Source organism: Thalassoglobus polymorphus (assembly GCF_007744255.1).
Lineage (GTDB): Bacteria > Planctomycetota > Planctomycetia > Planctomycetales > Planctomycetaceae > Thalassoglobus > Thalassoglobus polymorphus.
Map to the genome: position 1 here is coordinate 3,118,376 of NZ_CP036267.1, position 18,701 is coordinate 3,137,076.

14 protein-coding genes are annotated in these 18,701 nt (G+C 50.3%); 6 read left to right on the forward strand and 8 right to left on the reverse strand.

Features of this window, described 5'->3' with window-relative positions:
- The first annotated feature begins 520 nt into the window (after positions 1-520).
- Positions 521-2,824, forward strand: coding sequence for an efflux RND transporter permease subunit (locus Mal48_RS11230; RefSeq protein ID WP_145199083.1), 2,304 nt, complete (start codon positions 521-523; stop codon positions 2,822-2,824).
- A gap of 22 nt (positions 2,825-2,846) precedes the next feature.
- Here the strand turns inward: Mal48_RS11230 and Mal48_RS11235 are convergent, their stop codons facing one another.
- The 4 genes from Mal48_RS11235 to dusB form a co-directional block, all read right to left on the reverse strand.
- Positions 2,847-3,986 carry a mandelate racemase/muconate lactonizing enzyme family protein gene (locus Mal48_RS11235; RefSeq protein WP_145199087.1) on the reverse strand — a complete coding sequence of 380 codons (1,140 nt, stop codon included), beginning with the start codon at positions 3,984-3,986 and terminating at the stop codon, positions 2,847-2,849.
- 13 nt (positions 3,987-3,999) lie between these two features.
- Entirely contained in the window at positions 4,000-5,661 is a 1,662-nt protein-coding gene (locus Mal48_RS11240) for a fatty acid CoA ligase family protein (RefSeq protein ID WP_145199090.1), read from the reverse strand.
- Positions 5,654-5,929: a hypothetical protein gene (locus tag Mal48_RS11245; RefSeq protein ID WP_145199093.1), complete on the reverse strand. Its 276-nt coding sequence runs from the start codon at positions 5,927-5,929 to the stop codon at positions 5,654-5,656. Before Mal48_RS11245 ends, Mal48_RS11240 begins: the two co-directional genes overlap by 8 nt.
- Before the next feature lie 297 nt (positions 5,930-6,226).
- A complete protein-coding gene (gene dusB / locus Mal48_RS11250) occupies positions 6,227-7,315 on the reverse strand; it encodes a tRNA dihydrouridine synthase DusB (RefSeq protein WP_145199096.1) in 1,089 nt (362 codons plus the stop codon).
- A gap of 308 nt (positions 7,316-7,623) precedes the next feature.
- On the opposite strand from dusB, the gene Mal48_RS11255 reads away from it, so the two are divergent.
- The 4 genes from Mal48_RS11255 to mutY all read left to right on the forward strand — a co-directional run bounded on the left by Mal48_RS11255 (position 7,624) and on the right by mutY (position 11,939).
- Positions 7,624-8,616 carry a C-terminal binding protein gene (locus Mal48_RS11255; RefSeq protein ID WP_145199099.1) on the forward strand — a complete coding sequence of 331 codons (993 nt, stop codon included), beginning with the start codon at positions 7,624-7,626 and terminating at the stop codon, positions 8,614-8,616.
- Between the two features lie 331 nt (positions 8,617-8,947).
- Positions 8,948-9,556: a 30S ribosomal protein S4 gene (gene rpsD, locus Mal48_RS11260; RefSeq protein ID WP_145199102.1), complete on the forward strand. Its 609-nt coding sequence runs from the start codon at positions 8,948-8,950 to the stop codon at positions 9,554-9,556.
- A gap of 141 nt (positions 9,557-9,697) precedes the next feature.
- Complete coding sequence (locus Mal48_RS11265; protein ID WP_231739997.1) at positions 9,698-10,666, forward strand: sugar phosphate isomerase/epimerase family protein; 969 nt, start codon at positions 9,698-9,700, stop codon at positions 10,664-10,666.
- A 133-nt stretch (positions 10,667-10,799) separates the two neighbouring features.
- A complete protein-coding gene (gene mutY, locus Mal48_RS11270; protein WP_145199105.1) occupies positions 10,800-11,939 on the forward strand; it encodes an A/G-specific adenine glycosylase in 1,140 nt (379 codons plus the stop codon).
- Positions 11,940-12,089: 150 nt separating this feature from the next.
- On the opposite strand, the gene Mal48_RS11275 is transcribed toward mutY, so the two are convergent.
- The 4 genes from Mal48_RS11275 to Mal48_RS11290 all read right to left on the reverse strand — a co-directional run bounded on the left by Mal48_RS11275 (position 12,090) and on the right by Mal48_RS11290 (position 16,957).
- A complete protein-coding gene (locus tag Mal48_RS11275) occupies positions 12,090-12,938 on the reverse strand; it encodes a hypothetical protein (RefSeq protein ID WP_145199108.1) in 849 nt (282 codons plus the stop codon).
- A 52-nt stretch (positions 12,939-12,990) separates the two neighbouring features.
- Positions 12,991-13,911 carry a sensor histidine kinase gene (locus tag Mal48_RS11280; RefSeq protein WP_145199111.1) on the reverse strand — a complete coding sequence of 307 codons (921 nt, stop codon included), beginning with the start codon at positions 13,909-13,911 and terminating at the stop codon, positions 12,991-12,993.
- 326 nt (positions 13,912-14,237) lie between these two features.
- The gene (locus Mal48_RS11285) at positions 14,238-16,172 is read right to left on the reverse strand and encodes a TIM44-like domain-containing protein (RefSeq protein WP_145199114.1); all 1,935 of its coding nucleotides are present in this window, start codon (positions 16,170-16,172) and stop codon (positions 14,238-14,240) included.
- Positions 16,173-16,384: 212 nt separating this feature from the next.
- On the reverse strand, positions 16,385-16,957 hold the full coding sequence (locus tag Mal48_RS11290) for a DUF3592 domain-containing protein (RefSeq protein WP_145199117.1): 573 nt from the start codon (positions 16,955-16,957) through the stop codon (positions 16,385-16,387).
- A 344-nt stretch (positions 16,958-17,301) separates the two neighbouring features.
- Between Mal48_RS11290 and Mal48_RS11295 the strand changes: the two genes are divergently transcribed.
- Complete coding sequence (locus tag Mal48_RS11295; protein WP_145199120.1) at positions 17,302-18,666, forward strand: Na(+)-translocating NADH-quinone reductase subunit A; 1,365 nt, start codon at positions 17,302-17,304, stop codon at positions 18,664-18,666.
- Positions 18,667-18,701: the final 35 nt, after the last annotated feature.

Sequence of the window (18,701 nt, forward strand, 5' to 3'; positions counted from 1 at the left end):
CAAAACGTTCATGTGAAAGTTCGGCAGGTGGGTGAGACTTCTTTTCAGCGAAGGAGAGATCTAATTAGCAAGAATTTCTTGTAGAATACTACCATTTAGACACCTTCTATCCTACAGGCGACAGTCACAACCCGACAAGTGGCTGACCCCAACTCCCGTGAAAATCGTGAACTGTCATCTGAGGAGGAGTCTGCAAGAGTCTCCTGGATTACCCAAGGTGACGCACCAATCAAGATCACTTCGAAATACGAGAATCCGCTGGCATCTCACTTTTCTATTCCGACTCAGTAGTGGTTTAGTATGACCAAGACTATTCTCAGCGAACACAGTAAGCTCCAGCATTCATCATCTTCGACCTTATTCGGCCTCGGCCACTGACAATTCCCCGATGATCACACCAATCTGGAACCAGTCCGAAAACTTCTGAAATAGCCGCTTCCCTAAACGTTTGAGAGAGCAATATCAAGTTTCAGGATGAGTTCTATATTCTGTGATCTTCGACGACCTTAACACGCCCTCCATGTCCTTAAACGCCCCGAGTCATTCAGAGCAATTCGCAAATCAACTCGCCCGCTGGAAGTATCCGGCGGTGGCGTTTCTAACTGCCATGACCCTGATTCTGGCGATTCCCGCCTCACAACTCCGATTTGATGAGGCGGTTGAGTCATTCTTCTCCAGTGAGTCTCCACTCCTTCAGGAGTATCTCATCAGCAAACAAGCTTTCGGTGGAGATGAATTTCTCATCGTCGGCTATGCGGTTGATGATCCAACCAGTTCGGAGACTTTAGATGACATGGAGTCTTTTTCCGCAACACTTTCGCAGATCCCGGGGATTCTTCCAGAAAGTATGCAGGATTTGGCCTCCATCATGCGAAACGATCGGGCTCCGCGCTGGATGAGACTGGCGATGCGATTGCCCGCTTTCGAAAGATCCATACTGCGAGAATCACGGAGAATGCTCGTCAGCGACGATGATCGCACCGTCGCCATTGCGATGCGACTTGAAGACGAAAACAAGTCACCCGTTCCCAGAGCGGAAACTTTTCGCCTCGTTCGAGAAGCTGTTTATCAACACAATCCGAATGCTGTCGTCGCCGGTGAACCGCTTCAGGTCCATGACATGTTTCAATACGTGGAAAGGGATTCTCGAACGTTGGGGATCGCCTCTTCTGTCCTGCTCATGGTGGTGATTTTGATTCTGTTTCGAAACATTCGGTGGGTCGTCCTTCCGATCGTGCTGATTCAATGCACCTTGATCTGGACGCAAGGTCTCCTCGCATTCACCGGCATGAAGCTGAGCATGGTCAGTTCCATGTTGAATTCATTGGTAACAATCATCGGCGTTGCGACGACGATGCATATCACGGTGACGTACCGAGAGCTGCGGCTCACTCACTCCCGCAATGATTCCTATCGTTTAACATTCAAGCGGCTTGCTGGTCCGATTAGCTGGACCTGCATCACAACAGCTGTCGGTTTTGGGGCATTGCTTATCAGCCGGATTGTGCCTGTTCAGAGCTTTGCCATCATGATGACATTGGCGACTCTTCTTATTCCACTTCTCTGTTGTCTGCTGTTCCCTTTTGGAATCCTTGTCGGACAGGCTCATGCCGACCCGAACCCTCCGATGGGAGAAGATCGACTCGTGGCTGTATTAAAGTCGCTCAGTCGCTGGGCGAACCGCCACGCCCTCAGTCTATGCGTGTTAACAGTCGCTTTATTTGGCCTCACGTTTCTCGGGTTGCTCCGCCTTACAGTTGAAACCGACTTCAGTAAAAACTTCCGAGAGCAAAGCCCCATAGCTCAAGCCATCGAGTATTTTGAAACCCGGATGGGAGGAGTTGGGAGTTGGGAGATCGGGTTTTCTGCACCTGAAACGCTGACGGAAGAAACTCTGGATCAGGTTCGCGAACTGTCAACCAGATTAAGGGATATTGAGTTAGAGGATGGCACCAAGCTGACGAAAGTTATCTCACTGACAGATGGACTGGACCTTGTCCCACGTGTCCCAATCGATTCCTCAAAGCGAAGTCGACTCTTACCGATCATGCGACTTCGCAAGTCAACATTGGAAGAGAAGCGTGAGTTTCTCACGACGCTGCAACCTGAAATGGAGACTTCGCTCTATAATCCTTCGCAGCAACGCATGAGGATCATGTTAAGAGCCCTTGAGCAACAACCGGCAGAGGTCAAGCTGAAATTGATCGCTGAAGTTGAAAAAGTCAGCAGAGAAGTTTTCCCGGATTCCACTGCCACTGGACTGTATGTCTTGTTGGCAAACATGATCTCCAGCCTGCTCAACGACCAATTGTTCAGCTTTCTGATCGCTTCAGCCGGAGTTGCACTGACGATGGGAATTGCGTTCCGAAACCTTACGATTGGACTTCTCTCGCTGATTCCGAATCTGCTTCCAATCCTCGTCTTGATCGGGACCATGGGATTGTCCGGAGTTCCAGTCAACATCGGAACAGCGATGATTGCCAGCGTCTCCATGGGGCTCACTGTCGACTCGACAATCCATTACCTGAGCACCTACCTGCGACTTCGTAAAAGCGGTGTCGACCATCTCGCCGCGACGGAAAGTGCTCATGGACAAGTCGGCCTTGCACTGGTCCTTGCCAACCTTGCTCTGGTCGCTGGTTTCAGCGTGCTGACAATGTCGAATTTCGTCCCACTTGCGGATTTTGGAATTCTGGTCAGCATCGCCATGCTTGGTGGATTAGTCAGCAATATCTTCCTGATGCCGGTCTTGCTTCAATGGGTTCGGATCGAGCCGACTTCACCTGAACCGATTCCAGCAGAACCTGTCCAGATCCCGGCTTGATCGAACCGTTATTCACCGCAATTCAAGGCGACAGCAAGTCTTTTCGCCCTGTATACTTTTCGACCGCATCGGGGTTGAGTTCTAGACCGAGGCCGGGAGTCGCTGGAATTTCGAGGGTTCCGTCTTCGTCGAGGCTCCAAGCGTTCAAGACAATCTCATCGATGAAGGGGGAACCGGTGAGGTATTCGACGAAATTGGTTCTGGGAAACGCCGATGCCAAATGCAAATCCGCAGCCAATCCGACCGCAGTATTCCAGCCATGTGGAATGAATTGAATTCCATTCTCTTGGGCCATCCAGGCGATCCGGCGTTCCTCGCTGATTCCACCCACTTTCGTAACATCGGGCTGCACAATGTCGAATGCCTGACCTTGCAGCCAAGGCACAAATTCCTGACGCCGCGTTAACACTTCACCACCCGAAACAGGAACCGGCGAATGTTCACGGAGCCGTTTGAAATCCTCCAGCGAATCAGGCGTGAGCGGCTCCTCAAACCACGTGACGTCATAATCCGCGAGCATTCTGGAAGTGCGCAGTGCCCACTTATAACCGTTCGGCCAGAAAGCGTCACTTCCTCCGGCATCGACCATTAACTTCGCATCATCACCAATCGCGTTTCGAGCCGCTTTGACAATCTCTTCATCGTGCTGAAAGGATTCTCGACGACCAAACGGGCCCCAGCCAATTTTGAATGCGCGAAAACCTTCACTCATGACCGGTTCAAGCCGGTCTTTCATTTTTTCAGGTTCGTCCATCAGCAATGAGGCGTAGGGCTGGACTCGCTCACGGTATCTGCCGCCGAGCAAGCGCCCTACCGGTTGCCGAGTCGCTTTTCCCAAGATGTCCCAGAGTGCAATGTCGATCCCGCTGATGGTGTGAGTGATCGAACCTCCGCGCCCTAACCAGAAAGTATTCTGATGCAGTTTCTCACTCACTCGCTCTGGCTCAAGAGCGTTTTCGCCCTCGTAAATCGGCTTCAGCACATCGAGCGATGCCTGCACGAGATCACTATTCGTGAAGACACTTCCGAGCCCGATGATGTCGGCATCCGTGTGAACAACGATCAGCGTGTGGACACAATCATCAGGTTGAATTTCGTTGCTCCAGCCACCTTCAGGAGTCGCACCGTGTAACCCAGCGCAGCGAATTTCTGTGATCTTCATTTGCTTTCCAACCTTACGACATCTGTTCTTGTGCCCACTTCGCAAGTTGCTCACGATTAATCTTCACATTGTGGCGAGTATCAACCGGCAAGCTGCGATGAAAGAGAATAGTCTCAATTGATTGTGTCAGTTCAGAGGCTTTCCCGAGAGCAAGCAATTCGTCGTGAAACTTTTGAAGTGCTGCTGAGTTTTCCGGAAACTCTCCCGCCTCTGGTTCAACAACGATGACAGGGCTTTGGTTCGGTTTTTCTCCAATCCCGACAAGTGCCGAGCGATAGACATTTGGATGCTCGTTGAAAATGGCTTCACACTTCACCGAAAAATGTCGTACGCCATTCACGTCAACGATGTGAGCTTTTCGCCCGCAAAACCAAAGTTGCTGTTCGTTGTCGAAGTATCCGACATCACCAATTCGATGCCAGAAGCGATCCCCATCTGCAATCTTCGCAAGTGCTGTCGCTTCTACACGTTGAAAATACTCTCGAGTGACGGAAGGACTCCGGACGATGATCTCACCGATCTCGCCATGTGGCAGCTCTTTCGCATCGGTCATAAATGAGATTGGGCCATCAGTGATTTCGATGATTTTGACATCCACTCCGGGAAACGTCTTTCCGACACATGTTCCTTCGCCTTGCCCCGTTCTGCTCGCGGTTTCATTAAGAACCTGCGAACCACCAATTGAAGCGACCGGCAAACTTTCGGTCGCTCCGTAAGGAGTGAACAGGTCGGCGCCCGGCTTGGTAATCACTTTTTGCATTCGTTTCAAAACGTGGACTGGAACGGGACCGCCAGCTGACAGAGCACGCTTGATTGTTGGGAAAGTAACGCCGTTCTCAACGCAATATCTGCCGACACGATTCCAGAACGCAGGTGATCCGAACGCCTGTGTGACTTTGAATTTTTCGATATCGCGAATCATTTTTTCAGGATCGACCTGAGCGGGCTTCGTGGGGTCCATCTCAGGAATCACGGTCGTCACGCCCATCGCAGCGTTGAACAATCCAAACAACGGAAAGCCTGGCAGGTCGACCTCTCCCGGCTCAATTCCGTAATAGGACTGAATCATCTCGACCTGAGCATCGAACATCCCATGTTCATAGGCAACACCCTTTGGAGGACCAGTGCTTCCGGAAGTGAAGATGATGGCCGCCAGATCTTCCCGTTTTGTTTTTGCGACAGCGAAAGATTCGGCTTTGGACTTTTTCAGCTCGCTCAGCTTGCCAATGACTCCCGGCATCCAGCAGCTGGATGAGATATTGAATTTTGCATTCGGAAACTTGCGACGATTCAAAAGACGAACAAAATGAACCAGCGGAAGTGCCACAAATCCATCTGGATTGACTTCTTCAAGGCAACGAAAGATGTTCGTGCGGCCCATTCCCGGGTCGATCAATACAATCGTCGCTCCGGTTTTGAAGAGAGCAAATGTCAGCGAGACGAAGTCGATGCTGAAGGGGACAAACAGCACAAGCTTCATGCCCGGCCCGCAGCCTCGTTCTCGGAGTCCGGCAGCGATTCGATCTGATTCCTCGTCGAGTTCCTGAAAACTCAACTGCCGGTAGACAACCTGACCGTCACGTCTGGTCTTAATTGTTTCAACAACCGCTGTTTGATTCGGATTGAGCTTGGCGAATTTGCTGAAGCGAAGGGCGATATTGACAGATTCAGTCATCGATTGAGACATCACTCATCGGCAAGCACGCCATGGTGTAGAGCATGTTCTGGCTTTCACATTGCTCTCGATAAGAGGCGGGCATCGCTTCCAGTGCAGCATCGTCCCATTCCAGGATGACTTTAGACGTCGCGCCCCGGCCTTGCGTTTCGAGAACCATTCCAGTCCACGACTCAATGATCACGTCCGGATACTCCGGCATGCAAACACCTTCATTGACCCGAACACGTTGTCCCGCGCTCGGCTTTGAAGACTTCCGTTTTGCCATTACTACTATCCTGTGGACCTGAATCGACATCTCTCTCGGGATATTCCGCACGCCCGTTGGCGAGCGGATCAAACGTCGTTGAATGCCAATTCAATCAAACGATCTACGACTCTTTCTTCATGAAAGAATCAGTCTGTGTGCAGGTTAGTCAGTCTGAGGGAATATCGTCAAACCGACTTCAGGGAAACTCTTGATGTGTTGTTTATTTTCTAGATCATTTTCATTGCTCTCGTGCCCGTAATGGCCACATTCATGACTTCATCGTTCGAATGTTGCTCTCAAAGCGATTCCTGACAGTTACCATTTTTCGACAGGTCCCGAGGGAACCGGAACGTGCATTTCTGGCAGCAATCCCGTTCTCGAACCACCGACTGGACCAGCTTCGCTGATTGCGTCGAGAGCGATTTGTAATTCATCCCGATCTCGTGCAGTCTGAAATTGGTGGCGAAGTGCTTTCCGTACTCGCATCCCTTTGAGATACCAATGCCCCATCTTTCGGAACATGACAACCGAGCGGCGCGGGCCGACCAACTCTTCCAGATAGCCGAATTGACGCATCATCAGCTGAAGACGCTCATCAAAGTTCCCCGGGGGCTGAATCGATCCAGTCGTTTCCCATTCGACAAGTTGACGGAAGATCCAAGGGTTCGCTAAGGCACCGCGTCCTATCGAAATCCCCTGACAGCCAGTCTCCTGGAACATCCGCTGTGCATCTTCAACATTGAGGATATCTCCGTTCCCGATTACCGGGATCGACTCGACCGCCTCGACGACCTTGCGAATTCCTTCTCGGTTGACAGATCCTCGAAAGCCCTGCTCTCGAGTCCGACCATGAATCGCCACCGCCACAACGCCGACCTGTTCAAACTCTCTGGCGAACTTGGGAGCGGTCAGTTGCGTGTCGTCCCAGCCAAGACGCATTTTAACGGTCACCGGAATCGAGACAGCATCGACCACAGTTTGGACAAGTTCGATCGTTTTATTGACCGAACACATCATCGCGGACCCGGCCCCTCCACTGGTAATCCGATCGACCGGGCATCCCATATTGATATCAATCGAGTCGACACCATATTCGACAAGAAACTGAGCTGCATCACGCATTTCGATGGGATCTGGACCAAAGATCTGGACCGAGTAAGGAGTATCGACCTCGTGAGTTTTGATCAGCTGGATCGATTTCTCATTCTTCTCTAACAAACCCCGAGCACTTACGAGATCAGTCGTGCAGAGTCCAACCCCGCCGATTTCTCGACAAACTCGACGAAACGGCAAGTTCGTAAACCCTGCCAATGGAGAGAGTAAATACCTCGATGGCAGCGTGAGCGAGCCAAACTGCAACGTTTGCGGGGCGAGAGATCGTTCTTGATAATTCGACGAAGTCATGAAAGTCGTTTAAGTACGAAAAAAGAGTTGGTCTACAGCACATCATAGCGCGGACGATGTGGGCCGCAACTCAAGGGGTGATGTATGTGAAGCTGCGACTGGAAACTTGCGGAGAACAGTCCATCACATTGATATGAGAGTAGCATAAATGATATCTTGCCGGTGTAAAAAAACGCCATCTCCTGAAGACTTTTGAAACGCCTCTTCAAGAGAAAAGGAACTCGGGAATAGCACTGCGAGGGGCTGGAACCTAAATTACGTGTACGAAGTCAAATCCAGAAAGACGACAAACCGGAAGACGGAATCAAATGCCCAAATCGAAAGTTGTCATTACCGATTTTATTAACCCACCTCTCCATCATGAAGAGAAGATTTTGGGCGACATTGCAGAGGTCGAGGCTCTGAATGCTTTCTCAGAGGATGATCTTACCGGGAAGATCGAAAACGCCGACGCGATCATGCTGTACCATTTCATCTCCCTCACAGAAAAGACGATCAATCGCCTGGAAAACTGCAAGCTGATTGTCCGATGCGGCGTCGGCTTCGACAATGTGGACAGAGCGCTGGCTCGGGAAAAGGGGATCAACGTCGCTAATGTCCCGGATTACGGAACCGAAGAGGTCGCAGACTCTGCGATCGGGATGATGCTCACGCTGACTCGGGGAGTTCATTATATGAACAACCGCTTACAGCGAGGCGCAGGACCGTGGATCTATGAACAAGTGAAGCCAACTCACCGTCTTCGCGGCAGAACCTTCGGCATCATTGGTGTTGGCCGAATCGGAACTGCAACTGCCCTTCGAGCAAAGGCTTTAGGGATGCGGGTGATCTATTACGATCCACACGTTCCTGATGGACGCGATAAATCACTGGGGATTGAGCGAATCGAAGAACTGGACGACCTTCTTTCTCAGTCGGATGTTGTCAGCGCACACTGTCCTCGAACTGATGAAACTCAGCATATGATCAATGACGAAACGATCGCCAAGATGAAACCGGGCGCATTTTTGGTCAATACTGCACGAGGCGGGGTGGTCGATGCTCATGCAGTCCTGAGAGCAATCGAAGGAGATCATTTGCGAGGAGCAGCACTCGATGTCCTTGAAACCGAGCCTCCCGAAGAGGACGATCCTCTCATGGTCGCCTGGAGAAATCCCTCTCATCCGGCGTATGATCGGCTCATTCTCAATCCCCACGCAGCTTTCTATTCCGAGGAAGGGTTAGATGACATGAGAATTAAAGGGAGCCAGAACTGTTTGCGGGTCCTCAACGGTCAAAAACCACGAAATGTGGTGAATTGAGTCCCTTCAAATCAATTTTCTGTGACAAAATTCCGGTTCTCATCAAAGTTTCAACAAAATTCCTGCACGGAAGCAGTGAGGGACACTTGACGAGGTGAGTTCCAAACGACATGATTCGCTTTTCCCCTGAAAAGGATGAGGGGGGATGATTGCGTGTTTAGATGCTCTAACAATTTAGATGCCCTGGCAACTCCTTTTGTTAGACGCCCTGAAATCCTGTTGAAACCGTACATTTGGAACCATTCCCAAACAGTCGATTTCAACCACTTGCTCAGGTTTTGTTAGAGCTAATCAGTATCGTAAGTCCAAGCTATATCGGGAATTAGATTTAATGGGACGTTACACCGGACCCAAAGCGAGAATCAATCGCCGTCTCGGTTTTCAAGTTTTTGAAAACGCGGGCGCTGTTCGAGCATTTGAACGCAAAGAATACCCACCAGGGATGGCTCAACGTCGACGCAAAACCAGTAACTATGGTTTAGCTCTCGTTGAAAAGCAGAAGATCAAGTTCTATTACGGTCTTCGCGAAAAGCATCTCCGTCGATACTTCGACAAAGCCCGACGTATTAAAGGGAACACCGGAGAGAATCTGATGATTCTTTGCGAGCGACGTATGGACAATGTTGTCCGTCGAGCCGGGTTCACCAAATCACGTCCGCAAGCACGCCAGGGAATTGTCCATGGGCACTTCCTGATCAACGGTCGCCGCGTCGACCGTCCATCCTTCATGGTGAAAGCTGGCGATAAAATTACTGTCAAGAACCGTCCGAATCTTAAGCAGCTTTACAAAGAGCTGAGCGAAGATTCTGGAGATACAGGTTGTAGCTGGATCAACTTTGATGGTGACGAACTCACCGCCATTGTCACCTCACTACCAACATTTGACGATGTCAGCCTTCCGGTTGACGTCGGACAAGTCGTCGCGTTCCTGTCGCGATAGTCAAAACAGATTCAAAACGGCGATCTGGAGTCTCTCCCGATTGCCGTTTTTTTTTGCGCTGAATAGATCCCCCGCCTGAACTAAATTCACCTGAACTAAATTGTTAAGACGAGTCTTCTTCAATAATCAACGAGGAACAGAATGTCAGGTGAAATGAACATCAATCGACGCCAACTGCTCGCCGGGGCCGCCTTGGCTGGGACGATGGGACTCAGCAGTTTCGCACAAGGCCAGAAGCCGGAAGTGCCGCAAGAACAGCCGCGACCTCCAGTGAAGCGAACTCCTCGAATCGCAACGTCGACGTATTCGTACTGGAGATTCCGACCTGATACGAAATTGAGCATTGAAGAGTGCATTGACCTCGCTGCTAACGCTGGATTCGATGGTGTGGAAGTCTTGCATATTCAAATGCAGGATGAATCAAACGCCGCATTGCAACGAATTAAACAGCGTGCTTTCCGGAACGGAATCGACCTGTGTGGGTGCTCAACACATCAATCTTTCGTTTCTCCTGATGCCGACAAGCGACAGAGAAATATCGACCATACCATCCACTGCATCGAACTTGCTTATGCTCTCGGTATCCCTACGATTCGCGTCAATACCGGTCGATGGGGCACAATTAAAAGCTTCGATGAACTTATGGCGAAAAAGGGAATCGAGCCAATTCTTCCGGGACATACCGAAGACGAAGGATTCAAATGGGTCATCGATTCGCTGGAAAAATGTCTTCCCAAAGCGGAAGAATGTGGCGTCGTACTGGGGCTCGAAAACCACTGGGGACTGGGAAGGACAGCTGAAGGCGTCATCCGAGTCATTGATGCCATCGATTCTCCCTGGCTGCAAGCAACACTCGATACCGGAAATTTTCTGGAGCGGCAGTACGAGCAATACGAACTACTCGCCCCGTACGCAGCTTTCGTTCAAGCCAAAACCTATTTCGGCGGAGGAACGTGGTACACCCTCGAAATCGATTATGAGCGCGTCGCCAAAATACTCTCTGACGTCAACTACACCGGATATGTTTCGCTCGAATTCGAAGGCAAAGAGGCTCACGAGACTGCCATCCCCAAAAGCCTCCAAATGCTTCGCAAATCGTTTGGCGAGTGACCCGATTCAGAAATGAAACTCTTTAGAGCAGTTTGCTCTAGCCAGTGCCCGTGAAGAACGTGTTTCACCAGCGAAATGGCTGTTCACCACGAGGCAGGACGTGAATACCAATTCGAAAAATGCTATAAACGCAATGGAAGAATCACTCCCCCACTCGCTTGATACACAAGAGTTGTCCAGCCTGCGGCGGCGTCTCAATCACTGGTTCAAAAGTCAGGGACGTCCGCTTCCCTGGCGTTTGACACGCGATCCCTACAAAATCTGGATCAGCGAAATCATGTTGCAGCAAACGACAGTCAAGGCTGTCGTTCCGTATTACGAACGGTTTCTTGGACGATTTCCAACTGTGGTGGAACTGGCGGCAGCGACTGAAGAAGAGGTTCTTCAGTACTGGGAAGGACTGGGCTACTACAGCCGAGGACGAAATCTTCGAAAAGCTGCCATGGTGATTCAAACTGAATTCGCAAGTGAATTCCCCAAGAAACTCTCCGAACTGAAATCCTTACCCGGGATTGGCCGCTATACTGCCGGTGCGATTCGCTCCTTCGCATTCGACCTCCCTGCCCCCATTGTCGAAGCGAATACTCTCAGACTGTATTGCCGGCTGCTGAATTTCGCTGGCGATCCGCGCAGCCGAGATGGTGAAAAAATCCTTTGGTCATTCGCTGAGGAACTCCAACCAAAACGTGAAGCAGGAAAACTGAATCAAGCTCTCATGGAACTGGGATCGCAAATCTGTACGCCTGCATCACCAGATTGTGAGAGTTGCCCTGTTACGATTCATTGTCAGGCTTTTATCGCACAGAACCAGGAAAGCGTGCCACTAAAAAAAAGACGCCCCAAGGTCACACAAACCGTCGAAGCCACAATTGCAATTCGCAGTGAAGACCAATTTCTCGTGCGACAACGGCAATCTGGAGAACGTTGGGAGGGAATGTGGGATTTCATCAGATTCCCAGTGGAATCAATTTCGTACAAACAGAAGCTGACGAAGCCAGCAATGCAAACGCTGACAGCCGAAGCCTTAAACAAGCTTTCGACCGACTCGATCAAAATCGATGATCACCTCGAATTCAAAACAGAAATTCGCCACAGCGTCACCCGCTACCGGATTCGACTGATCTGCCTGCAAACGAACATTGATTCAATTCCCAAATCTTCCCCGGCCAACACCCAATGGGCAACGATGGAGCAACTCGCTGAGTTACCAATGCCGAAAACCGGCCGGGAATTTGCAAATCTGCTTAGAGACCAACTCGAAAACGAAGAGTGACTGAATTCATCCCGGTTGCAAGAATCACCTCAAGCATTTTCAATGAATCCCGCCCTTGTGACACTCAGCCTTACGAGTTCATGAATGACTCGCCATGGGACAGAACGCTATGAGCAATAACGGATTTGCGCTAATTGAGAATGTCGTCCATTACTCTCGTTGCGATTCGACATGCTCCGGAAAGTCGTTTTCGTATCGTTTCAAAAGCGCAGGCACATCATTAGGGACGATGTAAATTTTCCCTTTGACATGTTTCGTCTCTCCCGGCTTCAGACCGCCGAGTCGAAAATCGGAATGCAGGCAGACAATCACCCCTTGAAACAGTTCCTGATACGGCTCGAACGCTGTCGCAAAGATCTTAGAATCATCTTTTGAAAAGCAGCCAATCAAGCCATTACTGGGAACGAGATCACTCAGCGGTCGCGGATTGACATCGTTACGATTCACTCCTTTGGGAGCCCAAACCTGCCCGGGAACATAGCGAGCTTTCGTAGCCCAGTTTCGAGTCGGCAAGCGTTCCAGCTTTCCGTCGAGAAAGACAAATGATTTCTGCAAATACGTTTTCTGGTCCGCTCCGGTAAAATCAGCTAAGCGGATGCATGGCTGCGCCCAGTGTGCCTCAGAACGCTTGTCAGTCGGATTGGTTGCAGTGATCTGAAAAATGACTGAATCCGCCGTTGAGGTGATTGTGTGATCCACAACGAGCCCATCTTCAACGTGGCACTGAAGACGAATTTTCGTCCCGTCTTCAGTGGCTTCAATCAATTTTGTTTCATGGTGCATACGTGTATGTTTGACCCAGTCAGCATCCGTTGAACCGGCCCGGCAGTACGCTTCGAGATAATGAATCTTGATCTCTTCTCCGGGGATTTGATCACCGGAAATTGTCAGATAGTTCTTCGCCCAATGCAGCGTCAATGGCTCATCGGCAGGAGCAAGACTGCAAAGAAATGCGATAAAACAATTCACTGCGATCAAAGTTCGTGGAAGACCTGGCATCAGAAAGTCCTTGCAGGGATTGCGGCGAATTGAAAAACATTTCGTGATGAACTTATCCTGGCGGAGGGTCGATTCGGTCTGGAAACTCGACTTCAAAGGTACAACCTGCATCACTGCCTTGTCGATCCTTGATCTGAATTCGGCCTCTCGACTTTTTGACAAGTGTGTTCACAATGTAGAGGCCGAGGCCGGTCCCTTTGCGACGGCGTTCGAGTTCGCTCCCCCCGCGATAGAAAATCTGAAAGACTTTTTTCCGGTCGTCAGGAGAGATTCCGGTCCCGTTATTTGCGATTTGAATTTGCACGCGGCTTCGTCCGTGCGGCTTTACGCTCACCTGAACCTGCGGCGGGACCCCGCTGTACTTAACGGCGTTATCTATCAAGTTTGAGAAGACAAGATCGAGGACAATCTTCTTCGCCTGGATCACCACCGGGACAGTTTCAAAGGTGAAGACATCCTCAAACTCAACTTTCCAATGCAAACAGGCTGTCTCCGCGTATTGCTTCAACAACGCTGAAACTTCAATGTTCACCGGTTCTTCATTATCCCCAAGTGCATCAAGACGCCCAACTTCCAGTAGCTGACTAATTAAATTGTCGAGACGTTGTAACTCATGCGCCATAATCCCGTGAAATTCTTCTCGCTTCTCATCCGAAAGATGCCGCATTCGCAGCGTTTCCAGATAAAGTTGTAATGCGGCAATCGGAGACTTCAACTCATGAGTGACGCTATCCACAAAATTTGCTTGCCGATTGTTGAGGCCAATTTCTTTCAACGTCAAAACCAGCCACGCTGAGAGCCCCGCGAGGATCAGGGTAAATGCCAGCACTCCAATTGTGAGAGCTCCCCAGAGTGACCGCTGGGAAAGAACAACAATCCAGCAGATCATCAACGTCACATTGAGCACCATCAAACTGACACTCAACGTAATCGGAAGATGTATCTTACTCCGCCGCCGAAAATAGGTCGCCATACCAGACAGGATATGAATTCCGCATCACACGTTCCAGTTGAAACGGGTTTCAGCTGACCTCTTTTGCTTTGAGCAAAGAGAGAATTCGGAATTCCGCTTTGTGAAACAAAGGCGATCTCTGGTCAATAACGACTCTGGCGCGAGCAAAAATCATCCTAAAGTTTGCCTGACACGGATCCAAGTAATTCTTCTCCCGGAACGAGGCTCTGACCAAAGACAAAATGATTTTACGGACGAGGTAATCGGTCCATTTCACTCACTTTTCTTCACCTTATTGTCGCTGCACTCTTATTACGTGAACCACTTTCTTTGACGTTTGAGAAGATTCACGTGCTCTGTCCAGTATGGCGAAGTTCTTGCCGCGCTGCCTGATAAGATCGTTTGCGCTCCCGGTTGATTGCCATTTTGACGTCGGCATCGGCGAGGCCAACGTGGTCAGCGAATTTCTTAAGGAGCGTTTTTTCTTGACGCGTGATTTGCCCATCAGCCAGAACGACATGAATCAACTGTTCTAAATAAGCAGAGGCCTGCCTCGGATCTTCAGGGGTCGGAATGTTTGTGGATCGCGCGGACGCATGCTGAATGTACTCGTCGACACGCTCAGTTGAGAGACCGCGACGAGCCCCGAGCCGATAGATCGCTGCGCGCTCCTTCTCGTTGAAATCCCCATCGATCAACATCACTTTGGCCAACACAGCCAGCGACAAGCCGGAATCGGCGTGGGCGTCTAGCTGGCCGCCGGTCAAATTGCCTGCCGCCAGCGGGATCGACAGGTCTTGTTGATACGCATGCACGGCCAAATACGGACTGACGTCATCAAGAACCCAATCGTGCTTCCCCGTGTTCAGGACGGTCCCGCAATAAACGCACTCGCCAGCTTTATTCACGTTAATAGGGGCTCCACAGTTTGAACATCCTGCAGAGGTGAAGGTTGCATCTGCAATACTTTGAACGTTGTGATCGCGAATGAGCGTATAGACATGTGTGAAGATTGCTTGCCCGCGTAAAACGCGTGTTCGCTTCCGATTGATTTTTTCAAGAAGCGAACCAGACCATCGAACTTTGACACGAATTCGATCCGGGGTGTTATTGTCTCCTGTCTTCACGTCCATCATTTCCACTTTCCCGACAGCTGGGTCTTTCCAAAACTCCTTTGGATTCAACCCATTCCTGAACGAGTCACAGAATTCGGGCGTGGCAATGGGCTCAGCGTAGCTCAAGTCATTGTAGAACTCTGCAGATTTTAATCGCCAGAACATTACGGAAACACGGTCTTCCAAATGTTGAATACTCAAACCGCGATCATTCTCTTTCAGCTCGGTGATTCCAGGAATCAGGTATTCATTTTGCGGAACGTTCCACTCCTGCTCTTGCGTAATTTCTGCCAACACCCAATCAAATTCTCCGGAATTGACCTGCGCTCCACAGCTCTGGCACTCTGCTTTGTCGACAATTTTGAGCAAACTTCCGCAACGAGGACAATTTCCTTCAATCGCACCATCTCCTTGAATTGATTCCGCCCCTGGCCGCCGATGGAAGGACCAATACTCAGTGAAGGTACTCGTTGACTTTTCACCAATCCGCTTTCCAGTTTTCAAGTTGGCGTTGTAATCAACTGCCGACGCTTTTACTTGAACGTGGATTGTTTCGAAATTTTCATTCGCAAACAAAGCGACAACTTCGAGGTTATGAACGGCGACTCTCTCCATCACGTTGCGAATGCCTTCAGACTTCTGCATCGCGATTTGTAAAGTGAAACGTTCGTGGATGCCGTCGCTGATGAAGCTGCGAACTTCGTGGAGATCTTGTTCGCTCCATGCGTGCTGAATTTTCTCAAATGCGGTTTTGACTCGCCCCAAGAATGCTGGCAATTCGAAAGTGGGGTCAGTCTGCTGAATTTTATTTAGCGTTTGATCTCTCAGCCGGTCCTGCTGATGCCGCCTTCCTCGCCGAATTGTCTGTGTGATGTGCCCTTGTTTCACACGATCTCCACCATGATACATCAGGAAACCCATCGCTATTGCCAGTGGAATCCCGATGAGAGGATGATGCCAGCAGAGCCAGAACAACAAATAAATGAGCTCCCCTCCCCCGCCTCCAGAGCCACCACTTCCGCCCGATCCTCCGCCGCCACCGCCGCCGTAACTTCCTCCTCCGCCAGCCCGAGCCCAGACCTCGTGAGGCAGCACGAAGCATGCAGAGACGAGGACTGCGGTAAAGATCAGGAAATTCAAGAATGTTGCACGTTGAAAACGGTTCATGGGGATGTGCGTCAGTTTGAATACGAAGAAAATTGAACGTGACGTCGCTTGTACGAAAGTAAGGCCCGCCCGAAAAGATGAAACACCGGCAAGTCTGACGAATCGGTCAACGAGCCTCTTACCTGCCCAGGAAAGTGAGTCTCCCCAAAAAATCCTCGACTCGACAACATGCCCATCAAACGTCGCTAGAGCTCTTAGTGATGTTGGCAAAGCTATTCGTGCCCTGAATCGTAACCTGCATCATCAAAATACATCATTTCGTCTTTCTCATTTTTCTTGCGGCCTCGAAACAACCCAGCCATCGGGACGAGTAGCAAACAAGCACCAATCAGCAAAAAGCCCCAACCCATCACGAATCCGATATAGCTGGTGAAATGTGCTCCCGGTTCCAGAACGGCAATAAAAATGTCATCCGGCTTGTAGTAGACGACAACTTCCTTACCGATTGGATAACGGCTGACGATTTCCTCGAACTGGCTTCTCGACGAGGATGAATAATTCCCGCCGAACCAGACGTTATTAGAATGAACCTCAGTCTCATCGACGGTGTAGCGATAGACGATTTCCGCAGAATAGGTCGTCCCGTCTTTGTCTCTGTGAGAATCGACTCGAGATTCTGTAACCTCACCCGGGACAGTCGGCCAGTTTGTGCTGGCCTTGGCGTTCTCGAGTGTCGGCTTTCCCCAGAAAGTCAGAAGACAATAACCTGCAATGAGAAAAACCGATCCGACAATCAAGACGATCGTGCTTCCGGTTGTGAATAATGAATGCCTGTGCTGCTTCATCCTGGAATCCTGTAAATTTTGAGAAACATGCGGCACTTCGACGTGCAAGTTCCCTATGCAATATCTGATGCGGTCCCGTCTCGAAATTCTTGATGATGAGAGAACCGTTCTCTCTACTGAGTCGGATACGAAGTTCTCTAGCAGAAGGATCACTCTATCGCTTCAATTTCTTCGATGGCTTTGTAATATTCGCAGCGACGGTCAGTCTTTGGCAAGGAGTTGCCGAAAATAGCCGAAAAAGTACTCGGAGAAGTAATGTGGGGTGCCTCCCATTTTATCCTTCTTCAGTGAAAACAAGATGTTTGACTCAATAAGGGGAGCGAATCTTCGCTCTTGTGTCCCTAATGCCGATCAAGATTCGACGAGGTCTTGACCTTCCCATCTCAGGTGTTCCCGATCAAATGATTGATCTTGGGGCAATGGTGAAAAGTGTCGCCATCCGGGGAAGCGATTATGTCGGAATGAAACCGACCATGCTTGTGCATGAAGGGGACTCCGTGAAACTCGGACAACCTTTGTTCGAAGACAAGAAGAACCCGGGTGTGCTCTTCACATCACCTGGAGCAGGAAAAGTCGTCTCCATCAATCGAGGAGAGAAACGAGTTTTCCAATCAGTGGTTGTTGAGCTCGAAGGTGAAGATCAGGAAAAATTTCAATCTTACGCAAACAGCGACCTCACTCGACTGGATCGGGACGCTGTCGTCGAGAATCTATTGAAATCAGGTTTATGGCCCAGCCTGAGGCGACGTCCATACAGTAAAACTCCTGCAGTCAATGAAGTCCCGCACGCGATTTTCGTGCAAGCCATTGACACACTTCCACTAGCGGCTTTCCCGGGACTGATTCTCGACGAAAACCCCAACTTCTTCCGCTACGGTCTACAAGTCTTATCCCGGCTCACCGAAGGACAAGTTCACGTATGTGCTTCCCCGGGGTTCAAAACTCCCGGAGCTGACCCGGAAGACACTGTCTCTGATCGTGTTAAGCTACAGCATTTCGAAGGGCCGCATCCTGCTGGGCTGCCTGGGACGCATATCCATAAAATTTCAGCTGCATCTGAAGCCCGCCCTGTCTGGCACATCAACTATCAAGACACCATCGCCATCGGAAAGCTATTCGCAACCGGAGAACTTTCGGTTGAGCGAGTCATTTCACTGGCGGGGCCACAGGTCAAAAAGCCGCGGCTCATTCGCACAAGAGTCGGCGCCTCGATCGAAGACCTCACTGCCGATGAGCTTGCAGACGGGGAAAATAGAATCATTTCCGGATCGGTCCTGAACGGAAGCATTGCTGAAGGACCTTTTGCCTATCTTGGTCGTTACGACTTACAGGTCTCCGTGTTAAAAGAAGGCCGTGATCGTGAATTGCTCGGATGGCAAATGCCCGGATTCAACAAATACTCAGTCATGCCAGTCTACGCCTCAGCGAGTTCCGTTGATGGACGTGCATTTGAAATGACAACGAATCGAAACGGCAGCTTCCGAGCGATTGTCCCGATTGGTGTCTACGAAAAAGTGATGCCGCTAGACATTGAACCAACAGCTTTGGTTAAAGCACTGCTCACTGGTGACACCGATCAAGCACAACTGCTTGGAGCCACCGAACTCGACGAAGAAGACGTCGCCTTGTTGACATTTGTCGATCCCGGCAAACACAACTTTGGCCCTGCATTAAGAGACATCCTGACGCGCATCGAACGGGAAGGGTAACCCTCCAGACGTGCCTGAGTCCCCGTAAACAGCCG

Coding starts and splice junctions, on each gene's coding strand:
- Mal48_RS11255 (WP_145199099.1), top strand. CDS start 7,624: ATGCCCAAATCGAAAGTTGTCATTACCGATTTTATTAACCCACCTCTC.
- dusB (WP_145199096.1), bottom strand. CDS start 7,315: ATGACTTCGTCGAATTATCAAGAACGATCTCTCGCCCCGCAAACGTTG.
- Mal48_RS11235 (WP_145199087.1), bottom strand. CDS start 3,986: ATGAAGATCACAGAAATTCGCTGCGCTGGGTTACACGGTGCGACTCCT.
- mutY (WP_145199105.1), top strand. CDS start 10,800: ATGGAAGAATCACTCCCCCACTCGCTTGATACACAAGAGTTGTCCAGC.
- Mal48_RS11265 (WP_231739997.1), top strand. CDS start 9,698: ATGTCAGGTGAAATGAACATCAATCGACGCCAACTGCTCGCCGGGGCC.
- Mal48_RS11280 (WP_145199111.1), bottom strand. CDS start 13,911: ATGGCGACCTATTTTCGGCGGCGGAGTAAGATACATCTTCCGATTACG.
- rpsD (WP_145199102.1), top strand. CDS start 8,948: ATGGGACGTTACACCGGACCCAAAGCGAGAATCAATCGCCGTCTCGGT.
- Mal48_RS11245 (WP_145199093.1), bottom strand. CDS start 5,929: ATGGCAAAACGGAAGTCTTCAAAGCCGAGCGCGGGACAACGTGTTCGG.
- Mal48_RS11295 (WP_145199120.1), top strand. CDS start 17,302: ATGCCGATCAAGATTCGACGAGGTCTTGACCTTCCCATCTCAGGTGTT.
- Mal48_RS11275 (WP_145199108.1), bottom strand. CDS start 12,938: ATGCCAGGTCTTCCACGAACTTTGATCGCAGTGAATTGTTTTATCGCA.
- Mal48_RS11230 (WP_145199083.1), top strand. CDS start 521: ATGTCCTTAAACGCCCCGAGTCATTCAGAGCAATTCGCAAATCAACTC.
- Mal48_RS11285 (WP_145199114.1), bottom strand. CDS start 16,172: ATGAACCGTTTTCAACGTGCAACATTCTTGAATTTCCTGATCTTTACC.
- Mal48_RS11240 (WP_145199090.1), bottom strand. CDS start 5,661: ATGACTGAATCTGTCAATATCGCCCTTCGCTTCAGCAAATTCGCCAAG.
- Mal48_RS11290 (WP_145199117.1), bottom strand. CDS start 16,957: ATGAAGCAGCACAGGCATTCATTATTCACAACCGGAAGCACGATCGTC.